Raw genomic sequence first — 24,622 nt, 5'->3', positions numbered from 1 at the left:
CCCGTCGTAAGCAGCAGTATCAGGTGAATTGGCGCAGGAAGCGCAAATCGTTCTCGAAAAATAGGCGTAGATCATTGACCCCATAGCGCAACATGGCCAGACGCTCGGCGCCCATGCCAAATGCAAACCCGGTATAGCGCTCGGTATCGATCCCCGAATGACGAAACACCTCAGGGTGCACCATGCCGCAACCCATGACTTCCAGCCAGCCACTGTGAGAACAGACACGACACCCTTCACCGCTGCACATCACGCACTGAATATCGACTTCCGCCGAGGGTTCGGTGAACGGGAAGTAGGAAGGACGAAAGCGAACTGACAAGTCGTCACGCTCGAAAAACGCCTGCAGGAAGTCTTCGATAGTGCCTTTCAAGTCGGCAAAACTGACGCCCTCATCCACCAGCAGCCCTTCTACCTGGTGGAACATGGGCGTGTGGGTCAGGTCAGAATCGCTACGATAAACGCGCCCCGGACAAACGATCCGGATGGGCGGCTCACTACTTTTCATGGTACGCACTTGCACCGGCGAGGTATGGGTACGCAGCAACCGCGTCGCATCGAAGTAAAACGTATCCGCCATGCCGCGCGCAGGATGATGGGCAGGAATGTTGAGTGCTTCGAAATTATGGTAGTCGTCTTCGATTTCAGGCCCTACCGCAACATCGTAGCCAATTCTGGTAAACAGCCCCTCGATACGCTCCAGCGTTCGCGTCACGGGGTGCAGCCCTCCGCTGGCTTGCCCACGCCCTGGCAGAGTGACATCGATCCGCTCTGCTGCCAGGCGCGCATCCAGGGCGGCATTTTCCAGCTGCTGGCGCTTGCTATCGATTTCCGCCGACAGGGTCTGCTTGGCCTGGTTGATCTGCTCACCTGCGGCAGGTCGCTCTTCGGCCGATAGCTTACCCAACCCTTTCAGCAAGGCAGTCACTTCGCCTTTCTTGCCCAGGTAACGTACGCGCAACTCATCCAGCGACGAGACACTCTGCGCAGCCTGGATAGCTTCGCGGGCCTCAGACACCAGAGTAGGAAGGTGGTCCATCCGATTTCACTCCGAATTAAGCGGCTCCATCCACGGGGATGGCAGGCATGTTGAAGGTGACAAAAAAACAGGGGAAGAGCGGCTGCTCTTCCCCTGCATGGGTCACACTGAAATGACCACGGGCATTTCACGCTGGGCTAGCCCAGTGAAAAATGCCTTATTGGGCAGCCTTGGCTTTTTCCACGATAGCAGCAAATGCGGCTTTCTCGTGTACAGCCAGGTCGGCCAATACTTTACGGTCGATTTCAATACCGGCTTTCTTCAGGCCACCTACGAAGCGGCTGTAAGACATGCCGTTGATACGTGCACCAGCGTTGATACGCTGAATCCACAGAGCGCGGAATTGGCGCTTGCGGTTGCGACGGTCACGGTAGGCATACTGACCGGCCTTGATGACAGCCTGCTTGGCTACGCGGAAAACACGCGAACGGGCACCGTAGTAACCTTTAGCCTGCTTCAGAACTTTTTTATGGCGACGACGGGCAACTACGCCACGCTTAACACGGGTCATAACACACTCCTGACTTTATGACTGAGACGGTGCTCAGATAAGAAAATTCGACCTTACAGGTTCGGCAGCATGCGCTGAATCAGCGCTTTGTCGGAAGCATGCACTTGCTTCATGCCACGCAGCTGACGCTTACGCTTGGTCGACTTCTTGGTCAAGATGTGGCTACGGAAAGACTGCTTGTGCTTGAAGCCGTTAGCGGTCTTTTTGAAGCGCTTGGCAGCGCCGCTGTTGCTTTTGATTTTCGGCATGAGATAACTCCGCTCGATATTTTTTAGAAAACCCAGGGCCGACCAGCGCAAATGCGCTGGCCCGTTAACAACGCCGTTGGATCACTTCTTTTTCGGGGCAAGGATCATGATCATCTGGCGGCCTTCCATTTTCGGGAAAGACTCCACCGCTCCGATCTCTTCCAGGTCTGCCGCGATCCGCTCCATCAGCTTGCGACCGATGTCCTGATGCGCCATTTCACGACCACGGAAGCGCAATGTGACCTTACCCTTGTCACCACCTTCCAGGAAGCGAATCAGGTTTTTAAGCTTGACCTGATAATCGCCCTCGTCGGTGCCAGGACGGAATTTGACTTCCTTGACCTGGATTTGCTTCTGCTTTTTCTTTTGAGCCGCTTTCTGCTTCTTGGTCTCAAAAACGAATTTGCCGTAGTCCATGATCTTGCAGACGATGGGGTCGGCATTCGAGATTTGCACGAGATCCAGACCTGCCGCTTCTGCACGCTCAAGAGCCTCGGAGGTGGGCACTACGCCCAACTGCTCGCCTTCGGCATCGATTAAACGTACTTCTTCTTCGGTGATCCGCTCGTTCATTGGTGGGCGTTTATCTTGTGGACGCCCGCGCTGATTGCTTCGCTTGATTGCTCTGTCTCCTTAGGCAATTGACGATGTCGCCAGGGCTGCTCTCTCTTCACTGAACCTTTCGATGAATTCGTCGATGGTCATGGTGCCGAGATTTTCGCCGCTGCGAGTACGCACGGCCACTGAGTCAGCTTCTACTTCCTTATCTCCTACCACCAGGAGATAGGGAACTTTCTGTAATGTATGCTCACGGATTTTAAAGCCGATCTTCTCGTTCCTCAAGTCCGCCTTGACCCGCAAGCCAATTTTTTGCAGCCGACGCTCTACTTCCAGAGCAAAATCGCGCTGTGCATCGGTAATCGTCATCAACACCGCTTGCTGCGGGGCCAACCATAATGGCATAGCACCGGCATAGTGCTCAATCAAAATACCCAGGAAACGTTCGAAAGAGCCCAGAATGGCACGATGAAGCATGACCGGCGTCTTGCGCGCACCGTCTTCATCCACGTACTGAGCACCCAAGCGGCCCGGAAGATTGAAGTCCAACTGCAAGGTACCGCACTGCCATACTCGATTCAGGCAGTCGCGCAGCGCAAACTCGATCTTGGGACCGTAAAACGCCCCTTCGCCTGGCTGCAACTCCCACGCAAGTCCCGTGGCATTCAAGGCAGCTTCCAGGCCCTGCTCGGCTCGATCCCACATTTCTGCTTCGCCAAGGAAGTCTTCAGGACGCGTGGACAGTTTGAGCTCTACCTCGTCGAATCCAAGCGTTTTGTAGACTTGCAGCGTCAGCGCAATGAACGCTTCGGCCTCTGCCTGAATCTGCTTTTCGGTACAGAAGATGTGCGCATCGTCCTGGGTAAACCCACGCACCCGCATCAGACCATGCAGTGAACCAGAGGGTTCATTACGATGGCAGCTGCCAAACTCGGCCAGACGCAAAGGCAGGTCGCGGTAGCTCTTCAGCCCCTGGTTGAACACCTGCACATGGCAAGGGCAGTTCATCGGCTTGACCGCGTACTCACGCTTTTCGGACTCGGTGGTGAACATCAGCTCACTGTAGTGACCCCAGTGGCCTGATTTTTTCCACAGCGAGAGATCGACCACCTGGGGTGTCTTGATCTCCTGATAACCATGCGCCCGCTGTACGTTACGCATGTACTCTTCCAAGGCCTGGTACATGGTCCAGCCATTGGGATGCCAAAAAACCATACCGGGAGCTTCTTCCTGCAGGTGGAAGAGGTCCATCTTGCGCGCCAATTTACGGTGGTCACGCTTCTCGGCTTCCTCCAAGCGCTGCAAGTAAGCCTTGAGCTGTTTCTTATCGCCCCAAGCCGTGCCGTAAATACGCGTGAGCATCGGGTTGGAAGCGTCGCCGCGCCAGTAAGCGCCCGCCAGCTTGGTCAACTTGAAGGCTTTCAGGTGCCGGGTATTCGGCACGTGCGGCCCCCGGCACATGTCCGTGTACTCTTCATGATGATACAGGCGAATCGCAGCACCTTCCGGAATATCACGGACGATTTCCTGTTTGTAGGGCTCGTCACGCTCTTCGAAGGTGGCCATGGCCTTGGCACTATCGACGTATTCACGTATTACGTCGTACTCCTGGTCGATCAGCGCCTGCATGCGCTTCTCGATCGCCTCCAGATCTTCTGGCGTCACGGATTGACCAAAATCGATATCGTAGTAGAAACCATCATCGATAACCGGGCCAATCGCCATCTTGGCGCTGGGGTAGAGCTGCTTCACGGCATGGCCGATCAGGTGGGCACATGAATGGCGGATGATCTCCAACCCCTCGTCGTCCCGCGCCGTGATGATGGAAACATCGGCATCCTGCTCGATGATATCCGCTGCGTCCACCAGCACCCCATCGATCTTGCCCGCCACGCAGGCCTTGGCTAAACCAGGACCAATGGACTCTGCCAGCTGCATGATGGAAAGGGGGCTATCAAATGTTCTCTGGCTGCCGTCAGGCAGTGTCACTATGGGCATTCAAATATTCCTTGAGCGCAGTGGTGATCCATACCAGGGATCACATTTCGCTATCAACGGTAGAAAAACGGGCTCGAAACCGGCCGACAGCCTAACAGACTTTGGCACTTCATAAAATAAAACGGGAGGCCCATGGCCTCCCGTTCTTTTACTCTCTTTCAGCGCCACACATGTGGCCTGTCAAGGAGCATCATACCGACAAGAGATTAGTTCCACTCATCCAGTTCTACGCGACGGTTCTGCGCACGACCTTCGTCAGTGTCGTTGGTCGCAACAGGACGCTCTTCGCCGTAACCTACAGCACGCATGCGGTTAGCTTCTACGCCACGCTGGGCAAGGTAGGCAGCCACGGACTCGGCACGACGCTGAGACAGGTTCTGGTTGTACTCGGCAGCACCACGTGAGTCGGTGTGGCCTTCGATGCTGACACGTACGTCAGGGTTGTTGACCAGACGCTCGGCAACACCGTTCAACACTTGCTGTGCATTGGCAGTCAGCTGTGCGGAGTCGAACTCGAAGTTGACATCACGCAGTACCAGGCTTTCCGGGCAACCCAGCGCGTTCACGGCAACACCCGCGGGGGTATCAGGGCACTGGTCACGGTAATCCGGCACGCCGTCACCGTCGGAGTCCAGCGGACAGCCATTGGCGTCTACTGCCACACCAGCTGGGGTACCCGGGCACTGGTCACGGTAATCCGGCACGCCGTCACCGTCTGAGTCCAGCGGGCAGCCTTCAGCGTCAACTGCCACGCCTGCAGGCACTTCACCATAGCTCGGGCACTGCGGTGCAACCGGCTCAGGGGTGTGGTCGGCACACAGCAGACCACCGATGGCAGCGCCAGCTGCGAAGCCAGTGGCAGCGCCGCTCTCTTCGTCAGAGCTGCCGCTAGTCGCGTAGCCAATGCTGCCACCGATCAGGCCGCCAGCAAGTCCACATACGGCGGGATGCTGGTACCAGCTACGGTCACTGCTTGCACTCGCCTGACCAGAAGACTGAGAGGCAGAGCTGGCGCAGCCAGAGAGGCCTACTACGAGGGCAGAACCGATTAGCAAGCCAGTTGTTGATTTTTTCATGCAAGACTCCTTCTTGATCCAATGCTGATATGGTCTGTGACCAAATCTATCTAATGCTTCTTTTAGCGAGAGCATCCATTTTTCGCTGTTCTTCTTCAGGATGGGCGCCGGAGCGCATCATGAAATCGAACGAGGTGCCTATCATTAACGTTTCAGCGTTAGAAGGCAACAATGCCGTGATATCAACTTCTTGCCAATACCAACGTGTTTAGCATAGCAAAGCTGACACCAATGACACTAAAAATCAGTGTAACGCCTTGGAACCTTTGGCTCGCCACTGGATCACAGCAGCGGCAGCGGCAAGCACCGCAGGTCGCATTTCAGCTTCCACTTCGAGCCGTTCCTTGTCTTCACGCATCCGCTCTCGGGGCGTCAATTGCTTGCGAGCAGAATGGGTCTTGAGATGCCGCGTCCGGTTGTAGACTTCGGCAAATGCTTGAAATTCTGGCCTTTCTGCAAGACTAGGATCAACGATTTCCAGCAGCACCTTACACCGCCAAGAGCCTTCGGTGATATCCACCTGCTCCTGCACCAGCGCGCTTACGACGTAATCCAGATTTTCAAGGCTGTTCTGCTGAGCACGCTGCTCTTCCTCGATACGAAAAGCTTCCCGACGCTTTACCTCCTTGCGCAGGGAATACGCATAGCCCCCAAGCCCGGCAATCACCATCAACGCGACAGCCAGCAACAGTAGTGCAACGGTAGAGCTCATGAAACCTCTTCATTCAGCCGTGAAATAGTTTAACGAAAATTGTACACCGTTTTCTACAGCGTAGACCAATTTTGTCATTTGCTCGTCCTCGCTACCCAAGGGCCGAGGGCAGCAGAAAAGTATAATGGTCCAACAAGAGCGCGCCAAACAGTCCCAGCAGGTAACGAATGGAAAACCAGAAGGCAAGCAGCGGCGCTTCTTGGTCATCCCCTTTCCATACGCGCCAGCTCCAATAAATGAACCGCGCATTGAGCGCTACGGCAATCACAAGATAGACCCAGCCACTCATCCCGACGACAACCGGCAAAAGTGATGCGGCAACCGTCAACCAGCTGTAGAGCCAGATCTGCAGTTGCGTAAACACGACGCCATGCGTCACGGGCAACATGGGGATGCCGGCTCGGGCGTAATCGTCACGCTTGTGGATAGCCAACGACCAGAAATGCGGCGGTGTCCATACGAAGATGATCAACATCAGCAGCAAGGGCTCTGCTGATACGCTGCCCGTCACGGCGACCCACCCAAGCAGCGGCGGCGAGGCCCCTGCCACACCACCAATGACGATATTTTGCGGCGTGGCACGCTTGAGGTACGCGGTATAAAGCACGGCGTAACCCACCAAGGATGCCAGCGTCAGCGCAGCCACTAGCGTATTCACCTGCCAGGCAAGCAGTCCAATGCCCGCCACCGAGAGCCCCACGGCCCATAGCACGGCCACCCAGACAGGCAAGCGGTGTGCCGCCAACGGCCGCCTTGACGTACGCGTCATCACAGCATCCAGATGGCGGTCGATGATATGGTTGAACGCGGCGGCCCCACTGGAGGCCAACCCGACCCCCAGAAGGCCGTAGATGACCGCTTTCAGTGGCGGCACCCCTGGTGTCGATAGCGCCATGCCTACGGCCGTACATACCAACATGACGACTACCACGTTGAGCTTGCACAGTAACACCAGCTCTTTCAATACTCCCCAGCGCACGGCGGGCAAGGTGCTATCCAGTGTTGCGTATCGCATAGTGATCACCTGATGGATTGTTATTGTTTTCAAGGTCAATCATTGGATTACCGGGCTTGCGCGTATGACGGCTGGCCATCGAGAACCTGCTCTGCGTATGATCCCTCAGGCGTGTAACGGTAGCGCCACCAGGCCCACCCCAGCCCCAGGCACAACAGCACTGCGCCAGCGGTATGCAGCAACGCCAGCCACAACGGCAGCCAAAGCAACACATTGGCAACACCCAACCCTGCCTGTAATACATACAGCAACACGACCATGGACAAGGCACCCACGACCTCACTCTGGCGGCGATAGCGCCACCAGAGCGCCAACAGCACGATACCCAGCAGCAACGCACCTAAACGGTGTACCACGTGAATGGCAGTGCGCGCATCGGCATGCAGTTGACCATGCAAATAATTGGGGCCCACGGTCTGGGTCAGATGAAACCCTTCGCTCAAATCCATTTCAGGCCACCACTGGGTGTTGCAGGTGGGAAACCCTTGGCACGCAATGCCGGCATAATTGCTCGTTACCCAGCCCCCCAGTGCCAATTGCAGCACCAGCGCCGCCCCAGCCAGCAGCCAAAGCAGGCTTGGCTTTCGGGGAGACGCCAACACCCCTTTTGCCGACCGCCGGATACGCAGATGAAGCCAGAAAAACAGCATCAACACACTCAGCCCGCCCAACAAGTGCAGCGTGACCACCTGTGGCCAGAGCTTCAAGGTCACGGTAAATGCGCCAAACGCGCCTTGGATGAGGATCACTGCCAGTAGCGCGACGCTTACCTTCCACGGGTAGCCTTCTCGGCGCCTCAATGGCCACCCCAGAAGCAGCGTTCCGATCACCAGCAGCCCGAGAAAACTGGCGACATAGCGGTGCCCCATCTCGACCCAGGCCTTGAACGGGTCGAGCGGCACATCCGGATGACGCAGTGCCGCATGCTCGCTATCAGGCACCAGCAATCGCCCATAGCAACCAGGCCAATCGGGGCACCCTAGCCCAGCATCCACCAAGCGAGTCCAAGCCCCCACCAGAATGACCAGCATCGTCAATAGCGTGCCTGACAGGCTCAACGCTACCAGCAGGCGCAAACGGTGCTTATCGGAATGAATCATCACGTGTCCTTACGGCTGTTCAGTCGCCGGGAGAAAATTACAGAGCATTCACTTTGAACAAGTGCCTGATATCTTTGAGCATGTCTGACGCAGTGGCCGTTGTGTGATAGGCCAGCGCTGGGCGGCCTGCGGGGTCCAGCACCCAGACTCGTTGCTCACCACGCCAAGTGGGCAAGGTGTGCCATGTCGTAGCCGCCTCCCCAGGCAATATCTGCAAGTCGCCGCCGATCCTGATGCGTTGCAAGCGCCCTGCCTCCCGTCCGAGCGCGCGGTGCAAACGCCACAGTTCATCCTGTCTTGCTTCACAGGGCTCCACGCACTCGAACACCAGCATCCACTGCTCACCAGGCTCAAGTCTAGACGTTAGTGGCCACTCCTCCAGTGGTGGCGCAGTCACGGAAACATCGCCATGAGCGGTGTAATGGGAAGGTATACCGATGCGCCATGTCACCATGACCCATGCGATCACCACTGGCGCGGCAAACGCAACGAACAGTAACATCAGGATAAGACGAGGAAAACGCTTTGCGCTGGAGGACATCGGGTTAACTCCTGATTCTCGCGACCCGAGGGTCATTCATGAGGCGGTGGCCCCCGATCAGCATTACCGCCAGAGCCGCCAACGCCAGGCCCCACCACTGAAACGCATAAGCCTGATGGCGAGCCGGTGGCACGACATTGGCTTCCCACCAGGGGGACAAGACACCATCGCCCTCCTGAGCATGCACCCATCCGGCAAAACGGAACTCGCCAAGTGCGGACGTCCAGGGAGCCAGGTCGAGCCGTTGCAGCCTCACCCCTTCCAGATTATTGCCATAGACGAGACCATCCGAATGCGCCACCTGCCACTCGCCGATGACCTGCACCAGGCCTGCTGGTGTCGCCGAAACCGGTGGCTCTCGGCTGCTGCCGGTTTCCATGAACCCACGTTGAATCAGCCAGAGCTGACCATGCTCGTCACGCAAGGGGGTCAGCACGGCAACGCCCAGGCGGCCATTGAGGATACGGTTATCGAGATAGAGCGTGTTCGCCGCCAGATATTCGCCCTGCAGGCGCAACGTTGCGCCCTCGACTGGCTCACTGACCGGTGACACCAGGGAGGGGGCTGCGGCACGCTGGTCAAGCGATCGCTGCTTGTCAGCAGCACGCTCCCACTGCCATAGTCCTAACAGCACACCAGCAACGACCACCACGGTCCAAAAACAACCCCATACACATAACCGCAAGGTAACACGGGAGCGTCGACGCATGGCACTCAAGCTACTGATCGCATTGGTATTCATAGGCATGGTGGCCAGCCTCGCCGCAGGTGCTGGTTTTTTATTGCGAGACCACGGCGCTTCACGGCGCCTTCTGACCTCGCTGAAGTGGCGTGTCGGCCTGGGCTGTCTGCTCATGGCATTGCTCATTTTTGGCTTCTGGTCCGGCGAACTGGGCTGACGCATTAAAGCACATAGACAAAGATGAACAGCCCTACCCACACCACATCGACAAAATGCCAATACCAGCACGAAGCTTCGAAACCAAAATGCTGCTCATTGGCGAAATGTCCCTTGATGATTCTGACCAGCATGGTGGCCAGAATCAGTGTGCCAATGATCACGTGTAGACCATGAAAGCCCGTGAGAATGAAAAAAGTCGCGCCAAAGATACCGGCTTCCAGGGTAATCCCGTAATGGTGGTAGGCTTCGTAGTACTCGACCCCCTGAATGACGATGAAGCAAATGCCCAGACCGACCGTTGCCGCCAGCCAATTCCGACATGTTGCTCGATAACCCAGCTTGAGCGCTTCATGAGCGACCGTCAGGGTGATGCTCGATGTGACCAGCAGCAACGTATTCACCAGCGGCAACTGCCATGGGCTCAGCACGCCATGGGGCCCTGACACGGCGGCATCAGGAGGGTTCAACAGCGGCCACTCGGGAATGAAACCAGGCCATAGCAGCGCCGATACACCTTTGGCACCCTCACCGCCCAACCACGGAAGCGCAAACGTTCGGACGTAGAAAAGCGCCCCGAAGAAAGCTGCAAAGAACATCACTTCCGAAAAAATGAACCACCCCATCCCCCAGCGAAACGAGCGATCCATCTGGGCATCGTACAAACCGCCCATCGACTCATGCACGACATCTCGGAACCAGAGACCCATGACCGCCACCACGGCCACCAATCCAACCGCCAAGACTGGCATACCGGTGCCATAGACCAGTTGAATACCGGCACCGATCATCATCACACCCAACGCAATCGAGCCCAATACTGGCCATCGGCTGGTCGCAGGTACGTAATAGCTGCCGCTGCTCATATGCTGCCTCCTGAGGCATTGTCATAAGGGTCACTCAGTGCGACGTGATGAACGGGATAGAGGGTGTACACCAGCGTAATCGTATTGATGTCCGCTGGCAGATCCCGGGCGAGTTGAAATACCAGCGGTATGGTCAGCCGTTCCTGGCCTTGCAGCTGCTGCTCTTGAAAGCAGAAACAGCTGACCTTGCGAAGGTGTGTCGTGGCGTTGGAAGGCGATACGCTAGGCACGGCACGCCCCCAGCTCTGGGCTTGGCTATTATTGGTGAACGTGAAATCGACCTCGGCAGTTTGCCCGGGATGCACACGCATCTGGCGCGTGGCAACACTCATCTGCCAGGGCAACCCCGCGCTGCCACGAGTAATGAACTGGACCGTGATGAAACGCGACGTGTCCACCTCTTCGTGAACGATGGCCTGGGCGGTCGTATCCACCTTGCCATTCAGCCCTGTGATACGGCAGAAAACGTCGTAAAGCGGGACCAAGGCAAAGGCGAAGGCAAACATCCCCACCAGCACTGCCGTGGTGCGAATGACCGTACGCCGAACGGCTACCGTTTGCTCTGCACTGCTGATGGCCATCTTGGAGCCCTCCCCCGACTACGCATGACTAATCATGTGCCTGATGGCGTTGAAAGACAGGTGGCGTCTCAAAGGTATGCAGTGGCGCCGGGCTAGGCACACTCCATTCCAGATCCTCAGCCCCTTCCCAAGCCTTGGCCGGTGCTTTTTTACCCCCCTTGACACACAGTACGACGACCAGCACGAACAGCAGTTGAGAGAAACCGAAGAAGAACGCGCCGATGCTGGACAGCAGGTTGAAGTCGGCGAACTGCAGCGCATAGTCGGGAATCCGTCTGGGCATGCCCGCCAGCCCGGCAAAATGCATGGGGAAAAAGGTCAGGTTGACCCCAATGATCGAGCACCAGAAATGGCACTGAGCCAAACGCTCGTTGGGATAGTGGCCGGTCCATTTGGGCAGCCAGTAGTACACGCCTGCCATGATGGCAAAGATGGCCCCCGGCACGAGCACATAGTGAAAATGAGCGACCACGAAGTACGTGTCATGGTATTGAAAGTCGGCCGGTGCAATGGCCAGCATCAGCCCGGAAAAACCACCGATGGTGAACAGCACCACGAATGCCAGTGCAAACAGCATGGGTGGCTCGAAGCTGATGGAGCCTCGAAATAGCGTGGTTACCCAGTTGAATACCTTCACGCCGGTTGGCACGGCGATCAGCATGGTGGTGTACATGAAGAAGAGTTCTGCCGCCAACGGCAAGCCCACCACGAACATGTGGTGCGCCCATACCAGAAACGAGAGCAGCGCAATGGCTCCCGTGGCATACACCATGGAGGCATAGCCAAACAGACGCTTGCGCGCAAAGGTTGGAATGATCGCCGACACGATACCGAAGGCTGGCAGAATCATGATGTAGACCTCGGGGTGCCCAAAGAACCAGAACAGGTGTTGGAACAGCACCGGGTCACCGCCCCCCGAGGCATCGAAGAAGCTGGTTCCGAAATTGATATCCATGAGCATCATGGTAATCACCCCCGCCAGCACGGGCATGACGGCAATCAGAAGAAAAGCGGTAATGAGCCATGTCCAGACGAACAGCGGCATGTCCATCATGCGCATACCGGGGGCACGCATGTTGAGGATGGTGGCGATGATGTTGATCGCCCCCAGAATGGAGCTGATACCGGCGATGTGCAGGGCCAGGATGAAGAAGGTCGTGGAGGGTGGCGCGTAGGTAGTGGACAAGGGCGCATAGAAGGTCCAGCCAAAATTGGGCCCGCCGCCCGGCATGAACAGTGTTGAAAGCAGGAGCGTGAAGGCGACGGGCAGCAGCCAGAAGCTGAAGTTGTTGAGCCGAGGAAGCGCCATGTCAGGCGCTCCAATCTGTAGCGGGATCATCCAGTTGGCCAGTCCCGTGAAGGCAGGCATGACGGCTGCGAACACCATGATCAAGCCATGCATGGTGGTCATCTGATTGAAGAACTCGGGCTGTACCAGCTGCAGTCCTGGTTGAAAAAGCTCTGCCCTGACCACCAGTGCAAAGATGCCCCCAATGAAGAACATGGTCAGCGAGAAGATCAGATAGAGCGTACCGATCTCCTTGTGATTGGTGGTCAATAGCCAGCGCATGAGTCCTTTCGGGTGATGCGCATGCTCATGGTGGGCAGAACCGGCGCTGGCATGAGTGCCAGCGTGAGTGGTAGAGCTATGCTGCAACGGATGCTGAGGGGGTAGTTGGGGCGCCATGAGCTTCTCCGCCTGCTTTTCGTTGTTATGGGTAGAAACGTGGAGTTATTGGGCTATCAGCTCAGCAATGGCTGCAGGCTGTACCGTTTCACCCGTGTCATTTCCCCAGGCATTGCGGGTATAGGTGACCACTGCGGCAATTTCAACGGGGTTCAGAGTTGCCCGGAAGGCAGGCATCGCCGCGCCAGAGACCCCATTGACGATCCTGTCGATATGCCAATCCAGGTCTTCGATCAACTGATCATTACCGGCCAATGCAGGGAAGGCCGGCATCGCCCCTTGCCCTTCGGCTTGATGGCAAGAAGAACAGATGGCGCGGTACACCGCTTCCCCTCTGGCCATCAGTTCCTCCATTTCCCATTCACGGTCGACGCCCATGGCCTCCTGCTCGGCCGCTTCACGCCGCTCTACCAGCCAGGCATCGAATTCCTCTTCTTCCATGGCATGTACCACGACAGGCATGAAGCCATGATTGACACCACAGAGTTCGGCACACTGTCCGCGATAAATACCGGGTGTATTGATCTGCACCCAGTTTTCATTGATGAAGCCGGGAATCGTGTCCTGCTTGACCGCCAGCTCGGGCACCCACCAGGAGTGGATGACATCGTCTGAGGTCATCAGAAAGCGCACTTTGCGATTGATTGGCAAGACCAGGGGTTCGTCCACGTCGAGCAGATAGTGCTCTCCTCGCTCCTCCTGCCCGCGGATCTGCTCCCAAGGGGTGCTCATGTTGGAGTTGAAGGCAACGTCTTCGCCCAGGTATTCGTAGCGCCAGCGCCACTGCTGGCCGGTGATCATCACATCCAGGTCGGCTTCCGAGGCGTCATACATGTTCTTGAGCGTAGCGGTGGCGGGAATCGCCATACCGACCAGAATCAGCACGGGAATGGCCGTCCACAACACTTCCACCGTGGTGTGCTCGTGAAAATGGGCTGCTTTGGCTCCCTTGGCGTGGCGATAGCGAAACAGCGAGTAGAACATGACGCCAAACACCACGACGCCAATGACGACGCAGATCCAAAAAATGGTCATATGCAGATTGAAGATATCACGGCTGACGTCCGTGACACCCACCGGCATATTCCAACTATTGGCCGACGCCGCTGACGCGACGGCAAGACTCGATGAGGGAAGTAGTAGCCATCGCCACACTGGGGGCATAGAAACCTCCTTTATTATTGTTGTTCTCGCCATGCTTTTATTAAAGCAGGATTAAGACGTCAATCTCAGTATAGAAAACAAATGCCATTCGTCACGCAAACCTTGCGTGATTTGCCTCAACGTTTCATCCGGCGACCCACTTGGCCAACCAGGCAATCGCCAGTACGAACAGGAGCGTGACGACGACCCCCGTCACAATGAACGCCGCAGGTCGCTCGCTGGAGAAGTCCTGCCTGCGCTGCCGATCATTCTGCACCCCGATCAGGGCTGCCAGTACCGACTTCAAGACTGACCACATATCCCCTCCCCACCTTCTGCACTCAACCGCCTGGGCGTCTTCCTGGCGCCCTTTTACAAGGACACCTGACTGATATCCCAGCATAGACACAAGGTGAACATGCCCGCCACCGACCATCATCTCCATTGCTGCATCGACACCATTGAAATTAGCTTGCGAGCAGTGGCGGTGCGCTTCACACTACGCAGCACTCGTCGTCACCCTTTTTCATGAGCATGTGCCATTTTCAGGGAGCTTTTCATGCCCAAGCGTCGTATCACGCTGTCTGGTTTCGTTTTTATTCTTGGTCTGTCGAGCCTGGCGGGCTGTACCACTTACACATGGCCGGATGGCTCTCAGGAAACGGTCTTTGGGGTGGTTTCCGAAGATGAGAACAAGCGTTACGAAGAACCTCGCGCGGACGGCGTACGCTATCAACGCCCTGGAGAAGTACCGGAACCTGCACAAGAGTAAAGAGCACGCTTTGACTGACCTTCAAGCGTTGCCCAAGCGGCGCTTGGTCAGTGCCGTGGCTTGCGCCGTCAAGGGGTCTTCCGGCCACGGGTGCTTTGGATACCGCCCGCGCATCTCTTTTCTCACCTCCGGGTAGCCGGTCAGCCAGAAGCTGCGCAAGTCCTGGGTTACCTGCAGAGGGCGTCGGGCCGGTGACAGCAGGTGAATCATCACGGCCACTTGCCCTTCGGCCACGGTCGGTGTTTCTTGCCAGCCAAAGGCCTCCTGCAGCTTCAATGCCAGCACCGGCGGCCTGCCCTCCAGGCAGGGAAGATAGTCCAGCGTAATCGTGTTACCGCTCGGCGCGGTGAGGCCGATAGGCGCCAGACGTGCCAACGCACTCTGCGCTTCCCAGGTCAGCGTATCCAGCAGGCACCGCGCGAAAGGCAGTTTTTCGACTTGTGCCAGCCGAGTCATACCGGCCACGTAAGGCGCCAGCCACTCGTCCAGATCATCCACCAACGCAGCATCGGACCAGTCGGGCCATTGCCTAGGGAAAGTACGCTTGAGCAGCGCCATGCGCCCCTGCAAGCGCCTGACCTCGTCATTCAGCAAGGCTGAAGGGCGGCGCTGCAAAGCGCTCATCAGCGCTTGTTCGGCAGCGGCGGCGGGCAGCGTCTGTAGCGGGCGTGCCGCCAATACCAGCTCACCGTGACACTGCACCGTTTCGGCCACCAGCTTGCCTGGCGGCTCTTGCCAGGCAACTCGTTCGTGCCACCTCGCCGTCGCCGGATAAAGGGCTCGCAAAGCCTGTTCGGAGAGGGGCACTGCCCTCTGGATCGGTGCATCACGGCTAGCGCTGTCGAGGTGAACGGCCACCAGATACGGCTCGTTGGCCAACGTGTGCTGCGGCGATAGCGTTGCCGTCTTGCCATTGGCCAGCTTGAAACGCCCGAGGTTCATGAGCTGGGCCACTCGGTCAGGAAACGCCACCGCAAGCAGCTCACCCACAGGCTCAAGATCAAGGCGTGACGGCACCGTGCATCCTATCAGCGCCGCCAGACGCTTGACTTCCTGGTGCCAGATTGGGAATGCAGAAGGTGTTTTCAGCCGAGCGGCCAGGGCTTCCTGCAATGTTCCCTCAAGACGCTCCCGGCCCTCCAGCAGCGCTGCCAACGCACAGGCCAGCGCGGTATTTTCTCCAGCCTTGGAGCGCACCAGCATCGCGGCCAGGCGAGGCTCCACCGGCAAGGTACCGCACTGCTGCCCCAGCGGTGTCAGACCGCCGGCCTGATCGAGCAGCGCTAGCCGCTGGAGAAGATCGCGCGCGCTCTGCCATGCGCCCTTGGGGGGTGGAGATAGCCAGGCCAGCGCGTCGGGTGCATTGACACCCCATAGCGCCAGTTCCAGCGCCAGCCGCGAGAGATCGGCCTGCAGCATCTCGGGTTCACGGTGCGCAACCAGTGGCTGGTCCTGTGCCCACAGACGATAGCAGTAGCCTGATTGCTGGCGACCCGCGCGCCCACGCCGCTGGTCGGCGCTGGCACGATTGACGCGACGGGTAGTCAACCGCGTAAGCCCCGTTTGGGCACTGAACTCGGGCACCCGTTCAAGGCCTGCGTCAATGACGACGTTGACGCCGTCGACCGTCAGGCTCGATTCGGTGATCGAGGTGGAAATGATCACCCGCCGCTGCGTACCAGGGCTAAGTGCCGCTTGTTGAGCATCCAGCGTCATGCCGCCATGCAGCGTGCGAATATCCAGCGTCAGCGATGAAGCCGCCAGCGCCTGAGCGAGCCGGCGGATGTCCGCCACGCCGGGCAAGATGACCAATATGTCCTGGGCATCGTCCAGCGCCACGGCTTCCTCCACGACGCTGCGCGCCGCCATGGCGGCGGTCTCACCGCCAACAGGTGGCCGATATAGCGTGGTGACCGGAAAGGCGCGGCCACTGCTCTCGATCACCGGAGTATGCTCGCCCAGCAAGGTACGCAGCGCCTCTATATCCAGCGTCGCGGACATCACCACCAGGCGGAGATCGTCACGAATGCTTTGCTGCACGTCCATTGCCAGCGCCAGACCCAGGTCGGACTCGATACTGCGTTCATGAAACTCATCGAAGAGAATGCCGGCCACCCCTCCAGCAGCGGGTCATCCTGCAGCATGCGCGTCAGCACCCCCTGAGTGATCACTTCCAGCTGCGTGTCAGGCCCCACCCGTTGATCACCGCGCATGCGATAGCCAATACGCTTACCCACCGGCTCACCCAACTGAGCGGCCATGTAAGTTGCCGCCAGCCTGGCCGCCACCCGCCGAGGTTCGAGCATCAGCAGGCGCTGGCCACGCGCCCAAGGGCGCTCGATGAGCCGCAACGGCACGCGGGTGGTCTTGCCCGCGCCGGGCTGCGCCACCAGAATGAGGCGAGAGTGGGTGTCCAGAGCGTCTTCGATCGACGCCAGGTGTTGCTCGATGGGCAGCTCAGGCATGGTCGAACTCATGCAATCGATACGACTGGGCGCTCTATGCCACAGCCTTTCAAGATCACATGCTCCAGGAAGCGACAAATAGCGTCGATGTCCTCCTCGGCCAGTGCCTCCTGGCCGAGAATGCCGTTCACCTGAGCACTGTACTCGGTATAGTGCTGGGTGGATGACCAGATCAGAAAAATCAGCCAGCGAGGATCCACATCATCCATCTTCCCCTGTCGCGACCACTCTCGCATGATGGCGGCACGGCTGCTGACCCACTCTCTCAGCTCACCGTTCAGGTAATCTTTCAGAAAAGGTGCGCCCCCCAGGATTTCAGCCGCAAACAGCTTGGAACCCTCGGGATAGCGCTGACCAAGCACCATTTTGGTGCGAATAAAATCGCTCAATACGGCTGCCGGGTCACTCGCGGGGGTAATGTCCTCCAGCACCGCGTTCCAGCGCTTCATCATGCGATTCAGTAGTCGCACATAGAGCGCCTGTTTGCTCCCCATGTAATAGAGGATATTGGCCTTGGGCAAACCAGCGACGTCAGCAATCGACTGCAGGCTGGCTCCGCGATAACCATGCTGAGCAAACACCTGTTCGGCGGCACTCAATATCGTCTGCTCGATGCGATCCCTGCTGGCGCTCTCATGGTTAGCGGTATCAAGCGTCATTGAGTAAGCTCCTTGATATAGGCTCGGGTTGTGCCGATCAGCTCAGGCCCAACATCGGACAACGCTGCAAAAAGGGGCATTTTCGCTCTTTATGCATCGTTTCAGGGCATCAAAACGCGCTGACAACAAAGTCTTGCAAGCCACGCTTTTTTGTCCCAAGCTCACCATTATTGACCAATCGGTCAGAACAATCATAACGGAGTTTGGCATGGCAACGATTGAGTTTCTGCTCAATGGCACCCGTCAACAGTGTCGAGTGCCCCCTGAGACCAGTATTCTAACGCTGTTACGCGACCATTTGGGGGCCACGGGCACAAAAGAGGGCTGCGCTTCCGGCGACTGCGGCGCTTGCACAGTCGCCTTGAAAAGCAGCGACCCCGATCAGCCACCGTTCCTGACGGTCAATGCGTGCATTACGCCGGCCCACCAACTGCACGGTCAGCATCTCGTCACTGTGGAAGGCCTTTCACAGGGCAACTCCTTGCACCCTGCGCAGCGCGCCATGATCGACTGCCACGGCAGCCAGTGCGGTTTCTGTACGCCGGGCATCGTCATGTCGCTGTTCAGTTTGCATACGCAGCAGCAGCGCCAACCTGCCCCCTTGACGCCCGAGCGTCTGGAAGCCGCGCTGGGTGGCAACCTTTGCCGCTGCACGGGCTATCGCCCGATTCGTGATGCCGCGCTGACCATGCACGCCAGCGACTGGCAGCCACCTCAATGGTGGGATGCGACGCTTGCTGACTCTCAGGATGGCGACAGCTCCACACAAGCCTTTCAGGAAGGTCCGCTATTTGCTCAGCCGAGCTCCCTGAGCGAACTGACAGCGCTGCGGCGTGATCTGCCCAATGCCAGGTTGGTCGCCGGCGCCACGGACCTATGGCTGGAAACGACCCAGCGCCTGGCCGCACTGGATCAACTGATCGATACCACTCGCGTGCCCGAACTGAGCATGATCTCGCCAGCGACCTTTCAGGGGCAGGAAGGATGGTGGGTCGGCGCGGCGGTGACCTATTCGCGGCTTGCTCCGCTGCTGGCAACACACTTCCCCGCTTTCGCGCACCTGCTCCACCGGCTGGGCTCGGAACAAGTGCGTAACCGGGGAACCCTGGGCGGCAATATCGCCAATGCATCTCCCATTGGCGATACCCCACCCGTGCTCCTGGCACTCGGCGCCCACCTCGAACTTGCCAGCCATGCGGGTACCCGCTGCTTGCCGCTGCAAGCGTTCTTTATCGATTACAAAAAAACGGCGCTGGCTGCCGATGAAGTCATCACACGTATCTTTATTCCCGCTCTGGAGAAGAGTGCTTCTCTCAGAGTGTGGAAGCTCTCAAAACGCCGTGAAGACGATATCTCTGCCGTTCTGGGTGCCTTTAGCTACCGCCTGCAGGACGGCAAGTTAAGCGACGTGCGCATCGCCTTCGGCGGAATGGCCGCCACGCCCCGGCGCGCTCCGGCAACGGAGGCCGCGCTGGAAGGGCAAAGGGTAGGCAAACAGGCCTTTCAAGCGGCCCGGCAAGCGCTGCAAGATGAGTTCGAGCCCATGAGTGACGTGCGAGGCAGCCAGCAGTATCGTCAGTTGGCGGCCGCCAATCTGCTGGAACGACTCTACTTGTCGCTATCATCACCAGAACAGGAGGTCATGTTGCATGCGTACGCTCACTAAACTCGACAACGACAGTCGCCGGGCCCGGCATGAGCTCGACCAGCGTATACATGGCGCGGCACCCTTGGCACGCCATACCGTGGACAGCAGCGGACAGCGCCAGGCGGGGTCCTCCAGCTTTCATGAGAGCGCCGAAAAACATGTGACGGGGAAAGCGCTCTATATCGACGACCTCAAGACACCTGCTGATGCTTTACACGTGGCTCTGGGGCTCTCACCCGTGGCCCACGGAACCTTGACGCACCTCGACCTGGAGGCCGTTCGCACCGCCCCCGGCGTGGTCGACGTGATCACATTCCACGACGTGCCTGGCCACACGGACATCGGCCCGGTCTTCCCTGGCGACCCTATCTTCGTCGAGCGCGAGATCAGCTATTCAGGGCAGTGCCTGTTCGCCGTGGCTGCCACTTCCCTGAGTGCGGCGCGTCACGCGATGCTGCTTGCCAATGTGCAGATCGACAAGCTGCCAGCACAGCTGGATGCCGTTCAAGCCGCTGCTCAACAGGAGTTCGTTCGTCCCAGCCACACCCAGCAGCGTGGTGACTGGCAGGCCACACTGGAGCAAGCCGAACACGTGCTGGAAGGCGCGCTGTTCATTGGTGGACAAGAGCACTTCTACCTGGAGGGCCAGGCCTGCGTCGTCATTCCGAGCGAAGACGAAGGCGTCATGGTACATACCTCCAACCAGCACCCCAGTGAAACCCAAAAGCTGGTTGCCGAAGTGCTGGGTATCCCGTTTCATGCCGTCACGGTGGAAGTACGGCGCATGGGGGGTGGTTTTGGAGGCAAGGAAACCCAGGCATCCCCCTGGGCCTGCATTGCTGCCCTCATCGCACGACGCACCGGCAAGGCCACGCGTCTTCGCCTACCCAGACGTGACGACATGCGCGCCACTGGCAAGCGCCACCCCTTTCACAACCGCTATCGGCTGGCCATCGATTCACAGGGAGTGATTCAAGGCAGCGACATTACCGTGATCGGCGACTGCGGCTACTCTCCCGATCTTTCCGATGCCATCGTCGACCGCGCCATGTTTCACGCAGACAATGCCTACTCACTGGGCAATGCCCGTGTCACCGGCCACCGAGCCCGCACCCACACTGCGTCGAACACCGCTTTTCGCGGATTTGGCGGCCCCCAGGGCATGATGATCATCGAAGCGGCCATGGACGATATTGCCCGCCATGTCGGTGAAGACCCGCTGACCATCCGCAAGCGCAACTTTTACCGCCCAGAACGCGACATGACCCATTACGGGCAACAGGTCGACCAGAAGCAGTTGCTTCATACGCTCGTCGAGCGCCTCGAGCAACGCAGCGAGTACTGGACGCGTCGACAGCAGATACGGGATTTCAATGCCTCCAGCTCCGTCATCAAGAAAGGACTGGCACTGACACCCGTCAAGTTCGGCATCTCCTTCACCGCCCAGCACCTCAACCAGGCCGGCGCACTGCTACACGTCTATACCGATGGCAGCATCCTGATCAACCACGGCGGCACTGAAATGGGGCAAGGCCTGCACACCAAGATCTGCCAGGTGGTGGCTCTGGAACTGGGGCTGGACCTGGAGAGCGTACGCATCAGCGCCACACGAACGGACAAGGTGCCGAACACTTCCCCCACGGCAGCCTCCAGCGGTGCGGATTTGAACGGCATGGCCGCCCGCGATGCTGCCATCAAACTGCGTGAGCGTCTGTTCGATTTTGCCGCCAACCACTTCGAGGGTGGGCTGGATCGTGAAGGCATGGAGCTGAGGGACGGCATGCTCATCGCAGGCATCGGCGAAAGTGAACGCCGCATTCCCTGGGGCGAGCTGGTGCAGACGGCATATCTACACCGGGTTTCGCTGTCCGAGAAAGGCTTCTACGCGACGCCACTGATTCATTACAATCGCGCAACTGGCCAAGGCCGCCCATTTTATTATTACGCCTTTGGCGCGGCCGCGGCGGAGGTCAGCGTCGACACTTTGACCGGCGAGTATCAGGTCGACCGTGTCGACATACTTCATGATGTGGGCAACTCGCTCAACCCAGCCATCGATATTGGTCAGGTAGAAGGCGGGTTCATCCAAGGCATGGGCTGGCTGACCAGCGAAGAGCTCAAATGGAACAGTGAAGGGACGCTGGTCAGCGATGGTCCAGCGACCTACAAGATTCCTACCTTTGGTGATCTGCCCAGCGTCTTCAATGTCGAACTGCTGGAAGGACACCCTAACTCCATGGCCAGCCTGTACCGCTCCAAAGCGGTGGGTGAGCCGCCCTTCATGCTGGGGATATGCGTCTGGTCAGCCTTGCGCGATGCCCTCGCCAGCCTGGATGACTACCGCAGCTCACCGCGTCTGGATACCCCGGCCACGCCCGAGCGCGTCATGCTGGCGGCGCATGCCATTCGGAAAAGTGCCTTATGACCCATGAAATGCCCATGACTTGGCACGCCGCCCTCGACCATTGTCAACGCCACGGCACGCCTCATGTCTTGGCCACCCAGATGACCAGCGCAGGCTCCACGCCCCGTGAGCCTGGCGCACGTATGGTGATTACCGAACACGCTGTCTTCGATACGCTGGGCGGCGGCACCTTCGAGTGGCAGACCATTCAGCAGGCTCGCTCCCTATTGAGCCAGCGCCAAGCGGGGTTCTCACTGGAATCCTTTTCGCTGGGCGGTCGTAGCGGGCAGTGCTGTGGCGGGCTGGTCAACGTCCTGCTGGAAGTATTTCTGGGCGCCACCGCTCACATTGCCCTGTTCGGCGCGGGGCATGTCGGACGCGAGATCGTCAAACTCAGCGCTCCTCTGCCTTGGCAGCTCGATTGGTATGACAGCCGCGCCGATGCTTTCCAGTCAGATGTCCCTCGTGCACGCTTGAGTTGTCATTTGCTAGGCGACGTTGGAGAGACGGTGGCAGGCTTACCCCTTGGCACCCATGCTCTGGTCATGACCCACGATCATGATGAGGATTATGCCTTGATCAAGGGGTTGCTGGAGCGCGCCGATATTGTGTCCATTGGGCTGATAGGCTCCGACAGCAAGTGGGCGAGCTTCAAAGGGCGCCTTTCCCGAGCAGGTGTCGACCAGCCGATACTGCAGCGCGTGCGCTGCCCCATCGGCTCGGTCAGGGATACCAAGCTCAGCAATAAAACCCCCTACGCCATCGCGCTGAGCGTGGTGACGGAATTACTCTGGTTGACCGACCAACCCTATGCCACCGAGACCCGTGGCCTGGATAGCGCTACGCTACGCGCGCTTTTTGCCCCTACTGCAACGCACTCGAGTTGATATGACCTTGCCCACCGATACGCTTATCCGCGCTGAATTGATCAGCTTTCCCAATGACCCCGGCGATGGCAACCTGCCCCACCCTGGCAGTCTGGAACACTACGCTGACGGCCTCTTGTGGCTGAAGGGTGGGCATATCCATGCAGCGGGGCATTATGCCGACCTGGTTGATCAGTTGCCGAAAGCAGCGGAAGTGATCGACCATCGCGGCAAGCTCATCATGCCAGGATTCATCGATACTCACGTCCACTATGTCCAGTTGGACATCATGGCCTCTTATGGGCGCCAACTGCTGGATTGGCTGAATGACTACACGTTTCCAGCCGAGTGCCAGTTCGCCAATCATGATCACGCCAAGGCGTTATCGGAAGCGTTCTTGAGCGAAATGCTGCGCGCAGGTACCACCACCGCGCAAGTGTTTGGCTCGAGCCACCCAGGCTCCGTGGATGCCTTTTTTGCAGCCTGCCAAAAGCGACAGCTGCGCATGCTGGTAGGCAAGGTACTGATGGATCGCAATGCCCCCGATGCCTTGATGGATGGCGTCTCGGGCATCTCCGACACAGAGCGGCTCATCGAGGACTGGCATGGGAATCAGCGCCTCGGTTACAGCGTTACCCCGCGTTTTGCGCCCACCTCGACCAGAGCCCAAATGGACGCGGCAGGTGCCCTGCTGCGCAATGCCCCCACCCTATGGCTGCAGACCCACCTCGCCGAGAACAGCGGAGAGCTGGACTGGGTGGCGGAACTGTTTCCCGGCAGTCGAGACTATTTGGCCGTTTACGAAGAAGCAGGACTCGTCGGCCCACGCAGCACCTTTGCCCACGGTATTCATTTGGACAACGGCATGCGCCAACGGTTGGCAGAGCGCGGCGCCAATATCGCCTTTTGCCCCAGCTCCAACCTGTTCCTGGGTAGCGGCCTGTTCGACCGAGACGCTGCCCGAGAGACGGGCATGGCATTTACCTATGCCAGCGACATTGGCGCAGGCACGGATCTTTCAGGCTTCGGCACCTTGAAAAGTGCCTACCAGGTAGGCCAACTGCGTGGTCAGCCTCTGACCGCCTGGCAAGGATTTTATGGCCTCACCCACGGCAACGCCAAAGCCCTCTCTCTGGATAGCCACATTGGACAGTTGGCCCCTTCCTACGAAGCTGACTTTGTCGTGATCGACCCTGACGCCACGTCACTGCTACAGCGACGTAGCCAGCACTGCACCACCCTCGGTGAACGGCTATTTGCATTGATGATGCTCGCCGATGACCGCGCTGTCTATGAAACCTGGGCCGGAGGCGTATGCCAACACCGCAGAGACGCCTAGCAACCGATCTCTTGTAAAGTCACTCTCACCCAGCCACAGGCTGGGTGTTTTTTTGCTCAGGAATTTTCCCAACCAACGTTTCTCGACGCCCCTTCCCACGACAAATTTAACGCATAGCAAAAAGCCCCGAACACAGTGTGTTCGGGGCTTTCTACGGGATAAGTGCCTGACGATGACCTACTCTCACATGGGGAGACCCCACACTACCATCGGCGCTAAGCGGTTTCACTTCTGAGTTCGGCATGGGATCAGGTGGTTCACGCGTGCTATGGTCGTCAGGCGTAGCAGGTAATGCATATCATGCTGAGGTGTTTTGACGTGTATTGTGTGCGTCTCTTGTCAGCAAGCACTTGGGCTCACTGCGACGTATCCGGTGTTTCGAGTGCGTTCGCACTCCTCGTTATCATCACGACCAGACCCCTTGGGTGTTATAGGGTCAAGCCTCACGGGCCATTAGTACACGTTAGCTCAACGCCTTGCAGCGCTTCCACACCGT

At 58.3% G+C, this 24,622-nt stretch carries 25 protein-coding genes and 1 rRNA gene; 6 read left to right on the top strand and 20 right to left on the bottom strand.

Annotated features, from left to right (window positions below):
• Nucleotides 1-19: 19 nt before the first annotated feature.
• From pheS to IE061_RS14675, 11 genes are all read right to left on the bottom strand, one after another.
• Nucleotides 20-1,039 (bottom strand): phenylalanine--tRNA ligase subunit alpha, encoded by a 1,020-nt coding sequence (pheS, locus tag IE061_RS14725; RefSeq protein WP_039181837.1) that lies wholly within the window; start codon nt 1,037-1,039, stop codon nt 20-22.
• Between the two features lie 157 nt (nt 1,040-1,196).
• The gene (gene rplT / locus IE061_RS14720; RefSeq protein WP_009097607.1) at nt 1,197-1,550 is read right to left on the bottom strand and encodes a 50S ribosomal protein L20; all 354 of its coding nucleotides are present in this window, start codon (nt 1,548-1,550) and stop codon (nt 1,197-1,199) included.
• A 53-nt stretch (nt 1,551-1,603) separates the two neighbouring features.
• A complete protein-coding gene (gene rpmI, locus IE061_RS14715) occupies nt 1,604-1,798 on the bottom strand; it encodes a 50S ribosomal protein L35 (protein WP_039181842.1) in 195 nt (64 codons plus the stop codon).
• A gap of 81 nt (nt 1,799-1,879) precedes the next feature.
• On the bottom strand, nt 1,880-2,419 hold the full coding sequence (infC, locus tag IE061_RS14710) for a translation initiation factor IF-3 (RefSeq protein ID WP_081135803.1): 540 nt from the start codon (nt 2,417-2,419) through the stop codon (nt 1,880-1,882).
• 12 nt (nt 2,420-2,431) lie between these two features.
• Nucleotides 2,432-4,354 (bottom strand): threonine--tRNA ligase, encoded by a 1,923-nt coding sequence (thrS, locus tag IE061_RS14705; protein ID WP_193461922.1) that lies wholly within the window; start codon nt 4,352-4,354, stop codon nt 2,432-2,434.
• A gap of 206 nt (nt 4,355-4,560) precedes the next feature.
• Nucleotides 4,561-5,430 carry an OmpA family protein gene (locus IE061_RS14700; RefSeq protein ID WP_039181848.1) on the bottom strand — a complete coding sequence of 290 codons (870 nt, stop codon included), beginning with the start codon at nt 5,428-5,430 and terminating at the stop codon, nt 4,561-4,563.
• Nucleotides 5,431-5,674: 244 nt separating this feature from the next.
• Nucleotides 5,675-6,142 carry a DUF2489 domain-containing protein gene (locus tag IE061_RS14695; protein WP_144984616.1) on the bottom strand — a complete coding sequence of 156 codons (468 nt, stop codon included), beginning with the start codon at nt 6,140-6,142 and terminating at the stop codon, nt 5,675-5,677.
• 91 nt (nt 6,143-6,233) lie between these two features.
• Entirely contained in the window at nt 6,234-7,157 is a 924-nt protein-coding gene (locus tag IE061_RS14690; RefSeq protein WP_096922921.1) for a heme o synthase, read from the bottom strand.
• Nucleotides 7,158-7,204: 47 nt separating this feature from the next.
• Nucleotides 7,205-8,257 (bottom strand): COX15/CtaA family protein, encoded by a 1,053-nt coding sequence (locus IE061_RS14685; RefSeq protein WP_193461921.1) that lies wholly within the window; start codon nt 8,255-8,257, stop codon nt 7,205-7,207.
• A gap of 37 nt (nt 8,258-8,294) precedes the next feature.
• A complete protein-coding gene (locus tag IE061_RS14680; protein WP_096922919.1) occupies nt 8,295-8,798 on the bottom strand; it encodes a hypothetical protein in 504 nt (167 codons plus the stop codon).
• Nucleotides 8,799-8,802: 4 nt separating this feature from the next.
• Nucleotides 8,803-9,507 carry an SURF1 family protein gene (locus IE061_RS14675; RefSeq protein ID WP_096922918.1) on the bottom strand — a complete coding sequence of 235 codons (705 nt, stop codon included), beginning with the start codon at nt 9,505-9,507 and terminating at the stop codon, nt 8,803-8,805.
• Between IE061_RS14675 and IE061_RS14670 the strand changes: the two genes are divergently transcribed.
• Entirely contained in the window at nt 9,506-9,697 is a 192-nt protein-coding gene (locus tag IE061_RS14670; protein WP_039181867.1) for a DUF2909 domain-containing protein, read from the top strand. The two genes, IE061_RS14675 and IE061_RS14670, sit on opposite strands and share 2 nt — an antisense overlap.
• A 4-nt stretch (nt 9,698-9,701) precedes the next feature.
• Here IE061_RS14670 and IE061_RS14665 read toward each other — a convergent pair whose 3' ends face one another.
• From IE061_RS14665 to IE061_RS14645, 5 genes are all read right to left on the bottom strand, one after another.
• Nucleotides 9,702-10,562, bottom strand: coding sequence for a cytochrome c oxidase subunit 3 (locus IE061_RS14665; protein WP_039181869.1), 861 nt, complete (start codon nt 10,560-10,562; stop codon nt 9,702-9,704).
• Nucleotides 10,559-11,143 (bottom strand): cytochrome c oxidase assembly protein, encoded by a 585-nt coding sequence (locus tag IE061_RS14660; RefSeq protein ID WP_039181871.1) that lies wholly within the window; start codon nt 11,141-11,143, stop codon nt 10,559-10,561. The genes IE061_RS14665 and IE061_RS14660 overlap by 4 nt, the downstream gene beginning before the upstream one ends.
• Nucleotides 11,144-11,171: 28 nt before the next feature.
• The gene (ctaD, locus tag IE061_RS14655) at nt 11,172-12,830 is read right to left on the bottom strand and encodes a cytochrome c oxidase subunit I (RefSeq protein WP_039181874.1); all 1,659 of its coding nucleotides are present in this window, start codon (nt 12,828-12,830) and stop codon (nt 11,172-11,174) included.
• A gap of 45 nt (nt 12,831-12,875) precedes the next feature.
• The gene (gene coxB / locus IE061_RS14650) at nt 12,876-13,994 is read right to left on the bottom strand and encodes a cytochrome c oxidase subunit II (protein WP_039181877.1); all 1,119 of its coding nucleotides are present in this window, start codon (nt 13,992-13,994) and stop codon (nt 12,876-12,878) included.
• Between the two features lie 124 nt (nt 13,995-14,118).
• A complete protein-coding gene (locus IE061_RS14645; RefSeq protein ID WP_084123813.1) occupies nt 14,119-14,292 on the bottom strand; it encodes a DUF2970 domain-containing protein in 174 nt (57 codons plus the stop codon).
• 240 nt (nt 14,293-14,532) lie between these two features.
• Here IE061_RS14645 and IE061_RS14640 point away from each other — a divergent pair, with 240 nt between their 5' ends.
• Nucleotides 14,533-14,745: a hypothetical protein gene (locus tag IE061_RS14640; RefSeq protein ID WP_096922917.1), complete on the top strand. Its 213-nt coding sequence runs from the start codon at nt 14,533-14,535 to the stop codon at nt 14,743-14,745.
• A gap of 21 nt (nt 14,746-14,766) precedes the next feature.
• Here IE061_RS14640 and hrpB read toward each other — a convergent pair whose 3' ends face one another.
• Genes hrpB through IE061_RS14630 form a run of 3 tightly spaced genes read right to left on the bottom strand, consistent with a single transcriptional unit; the run spans nt 14,767 to nt 17,869 of the window.
• Entirely contained in the window at nt 14,767-16,860 is a 2,094-nt protein-coding gene (gene hrpB / locus IE061_RS14635; protein ID WP_308429559.1) for an ATP-dependent helicase HrpB, read from the bottom strand.
• On the bottom strand, nt 16,746-17,210 hold the full coding sequence (locus IE061_RS18260; protein ID WP_308429558.1) for a hypothetical protein: 465 nt from the start codon (nt 17,208-17,210) through the stop codon (nt 16,746-16,748). The genes hrpB and IE061_RS18260 overlap by 115 nt, the downstream gene beginning before the upstream one ends.
• 8 nt (nt 17,211-17,218) lie before the next feature.
• Nucleotides 17,219-17,869, bottom strand: a complete 651-nt coding sequence (locus IE061_RS14630) for a TetR family transcriptional regulator C-terminal domain-containing protein (RefSeq protein ID WP_039181886.1) — start codon at nt 17,867-17,869, stop codon at nt 17,219-17,221.
• Nucleotides 17,870-18,077: 208 nt separating this feature from the next.
• On the opposite strand from IE061_RS14630, the gene xdhA reads away from it, so the two are divergent.
• The 4 genes from xdhA to guaD are packed head-to-tail and all read left to right on the top strand — an operon-like array spanning nt 18,078 to nt 24,126.
• A complete protein-coding gene (xdhA, locus tag IE061_RS14625) occupies nt 18,078-19,535 on the top strand; it encodes a xanthine dehydrogenase small subunit (RefSeq protein WP_193461920.1) in 1,458 nt (485 codons plus the stop codon).
• Nucleotides 19,519-21,942: a xanthine dehydrogenase molybdopterin binding subunit gene (gene xdhB / locus IE061_RS14620; RefSeq protein WP_193461919.1), complete on the top strand. Its 2,424-nt coding sequence runs from the start codon at nt 19,519-19,521 to the stop codon at nt 21,940-21,942. Before xdhA ends, xdhB begins: the two co-directional genes overlap by 17 nt.
• Entirely contained in the window at nt 21,939-22,808 is an 870-nt protein-coding gene (gene xdhC, locus IE061_RS14615) for a xanthine dehydrogenase accessory protein XdhC (RefSeq protein WP_193461918.1), read from the top strand. Before xdhB ends, xdhC begins: the two co-directional genes overlap by 4 nt.
• Nucleotide 22,809: 1 nt before the next feature.
• The gene (gene guaD / locus IE061_RS14610) at nt 22,810-24,126 is read left to right on the top strand and encodes a guanine deaminase (protein ID WP_193461917.1); all 1,317 of its coding nucleotides are present in this window, start codon (nt 22,810-22,812) and stop codon (nt 24,124-24,126) included.
• 164 nt (nt 24,127-24,290) lie between these two features.
• Here guaD and rrf read toward each other — a convergent pair.
• Nucleotides 24,291-24,406 (bottom strand): 5S ribosomal RNA (gene rrf, locus IE061_RS14605).
• Nucleotides 24,407-24,622 lie beyond the last annotated feature (216 nt).

Origin of the sequence: Vreelandella hamiltonii (assembly GCF_014651795.1) — a bacterium.
Classification (GTDB): Bacteria; Pseudomonadota; Gammaproteobacteria; order Pseudomonadales; family Halomonadaceae; genus Vreelandella; species Vreelandella hamiltonii.
Note: the sequence above shows the minus strand (reverse complement) of the source record. Positions and strands in the feature narration are given on the sequence as shown.

Coding starts and splice junctions, on each gene's coding strand:
- pheS (WP_039181837.1), bottom strand. CDS start 1,039: ATGGACCACCTTCCTACTCTGGTGTCTGAGGCCCGCGAAGCTATCCAG.
- rplT (WP_009097607.1), bottom strand. CDS start 1,550: ATGACCCGTGTTAAGCGTGGCGTAGTTGCCCGTCGTCGCCATAAAAAA.
- rpmI (WP_039181842.1), bottom strand. CDS start 1,798: ATGCCGAAAATCAAAAGCAACAGCGGCGCTGCCAAGCGCTTCAAAAAG.
- thrS (WP_193461922.1), bottom strand. CDS start 4,354: ATGCCCATAGTGACACTGCCTGACGGCAGCCAGAGAACATTTGATAGC.
- IE061_RS14700 (WP_039181848.1), bottom strand. CDS start 5,430: ATGAAAAAATCAACAACTGGCTTGCTAATCGGTTCTGCCCTCGTAGTA.
- IE061_RS14695 (WP_144984616.1), bottom strand. CDS start 6,142: ATGAGCTCTACCGTTGCACTACTGTTGCTGGCTGTCGCGTTGATGGTG.
- IE061_RS14690 (WP_096922921.1), bottom strand. CDS start 7,157: ATGCGATACGCAACACTGGATAGCACCTTGCCCGCCGTGCGCTGGGGA.
- IE061_RS14685 (WP_193461921.1), bottom strand. CDS start 8,257: ATGATTCATTCCGATAAGCACCGTTTGCGCCTGCTGGTAGCGTTGAGC.
- IE061_RS14680 (WP_096922919.1), bottom strand. CDS start 8,798: ATGTCCTCCAGCGCAAAGCGTTTTCCTCGTCTTATCCTGATGTTACTG.
- IE061_RS14670 (WP_039181867.1), top strand. CDS start 9,506: ATGGCACTCAAGCTACTGATCGCATTGGTATTCATAGGCATGGTGGCC.
- IE061_RS14675 (WP_096922918.1), bottom strand. CDS start 9,507: ATGCGTCGACGCTCCCGTGTTACCTTGCGGTTATGTGTATGGGGTTGT.
- IE061_RS14665 (WP_039181869.1), bottom strand. CDS start 10,562: ATGAGCAGCGGCAGCTATTACGTACCTGCGACCAGCCGATGGCCAGTA.
- IE061_RS14660 (WP_039181871.1), bottom strand. CDS start 11,143: ATGGCCATCAGCAGTGCAGAGCAAACGGTAGCCGTTCGGCGTACGGTC.
- ctaD (WP_039181874.1), bottom strand. CDS start 12,830: ATGGCGCCCCAACTACCCCCTCAGCATCCGTTGCAGCATAGCTCTACC.
- coxB (WP_039181877.1), bottom strand. CDS start 13,994: ATGCCCCCAGTGTGGCGATGGCTACTACTTCCCTCATCGAGTCTTGCC.
- IE061_RS14645 (WP_084123813.1), bottom strand. CDS start 14,292: ATGTGGTCAGTCTTGAAGTCGGTACTGGCAGCCCTGATCGGGGTGCAG.
- IE061_RS14640 (WP_096922917.1), top strand. CDS start 14,533: ATGCCCAAGCGTCGTATCACGCTGTCTGGTTTCGTTTTTATTCTTGGT.
- IE061_RS18260 (WP_308429558.1), bottom strand. CDS start 17,210: ATGCCTGAGCTGCCCATCGAGCAACACCTGGCGTCGATCGAAGACGCT.
- IE061_RS14630 (WP_039181886.1), bottom strand. CDS start 17,869: ATGACGCTTGATACCGCTAACCATGAGAGCGCCAGCAGGGATCGCATC.
- xdhA (WP_193461920.1), top strand. CDS start 18,078: ATGGCAACGATTGAGTTTCTGCTCAATGGCACCCGTCAACAGTGTCGA.
- xdhB (WP_193461919.1), top strand. CDS start 19,519: ATGCGTACGCTCACTAAACTCGACAACGACAGTCGCCGGGCCCGGCAT.
- xdhC (WP_193461918.1), top strand. CDS start 21,939: ATGACCCATGAAATGCCCATGACTTGGCACGCCGCCCTCGACCATTGT.
- guaD (WP_193461917.1), top strand. CDS start 22,810: ATGACCTTGCCCACCGATACGCTTATCCGCGCTGAATTGATCAGCTTT.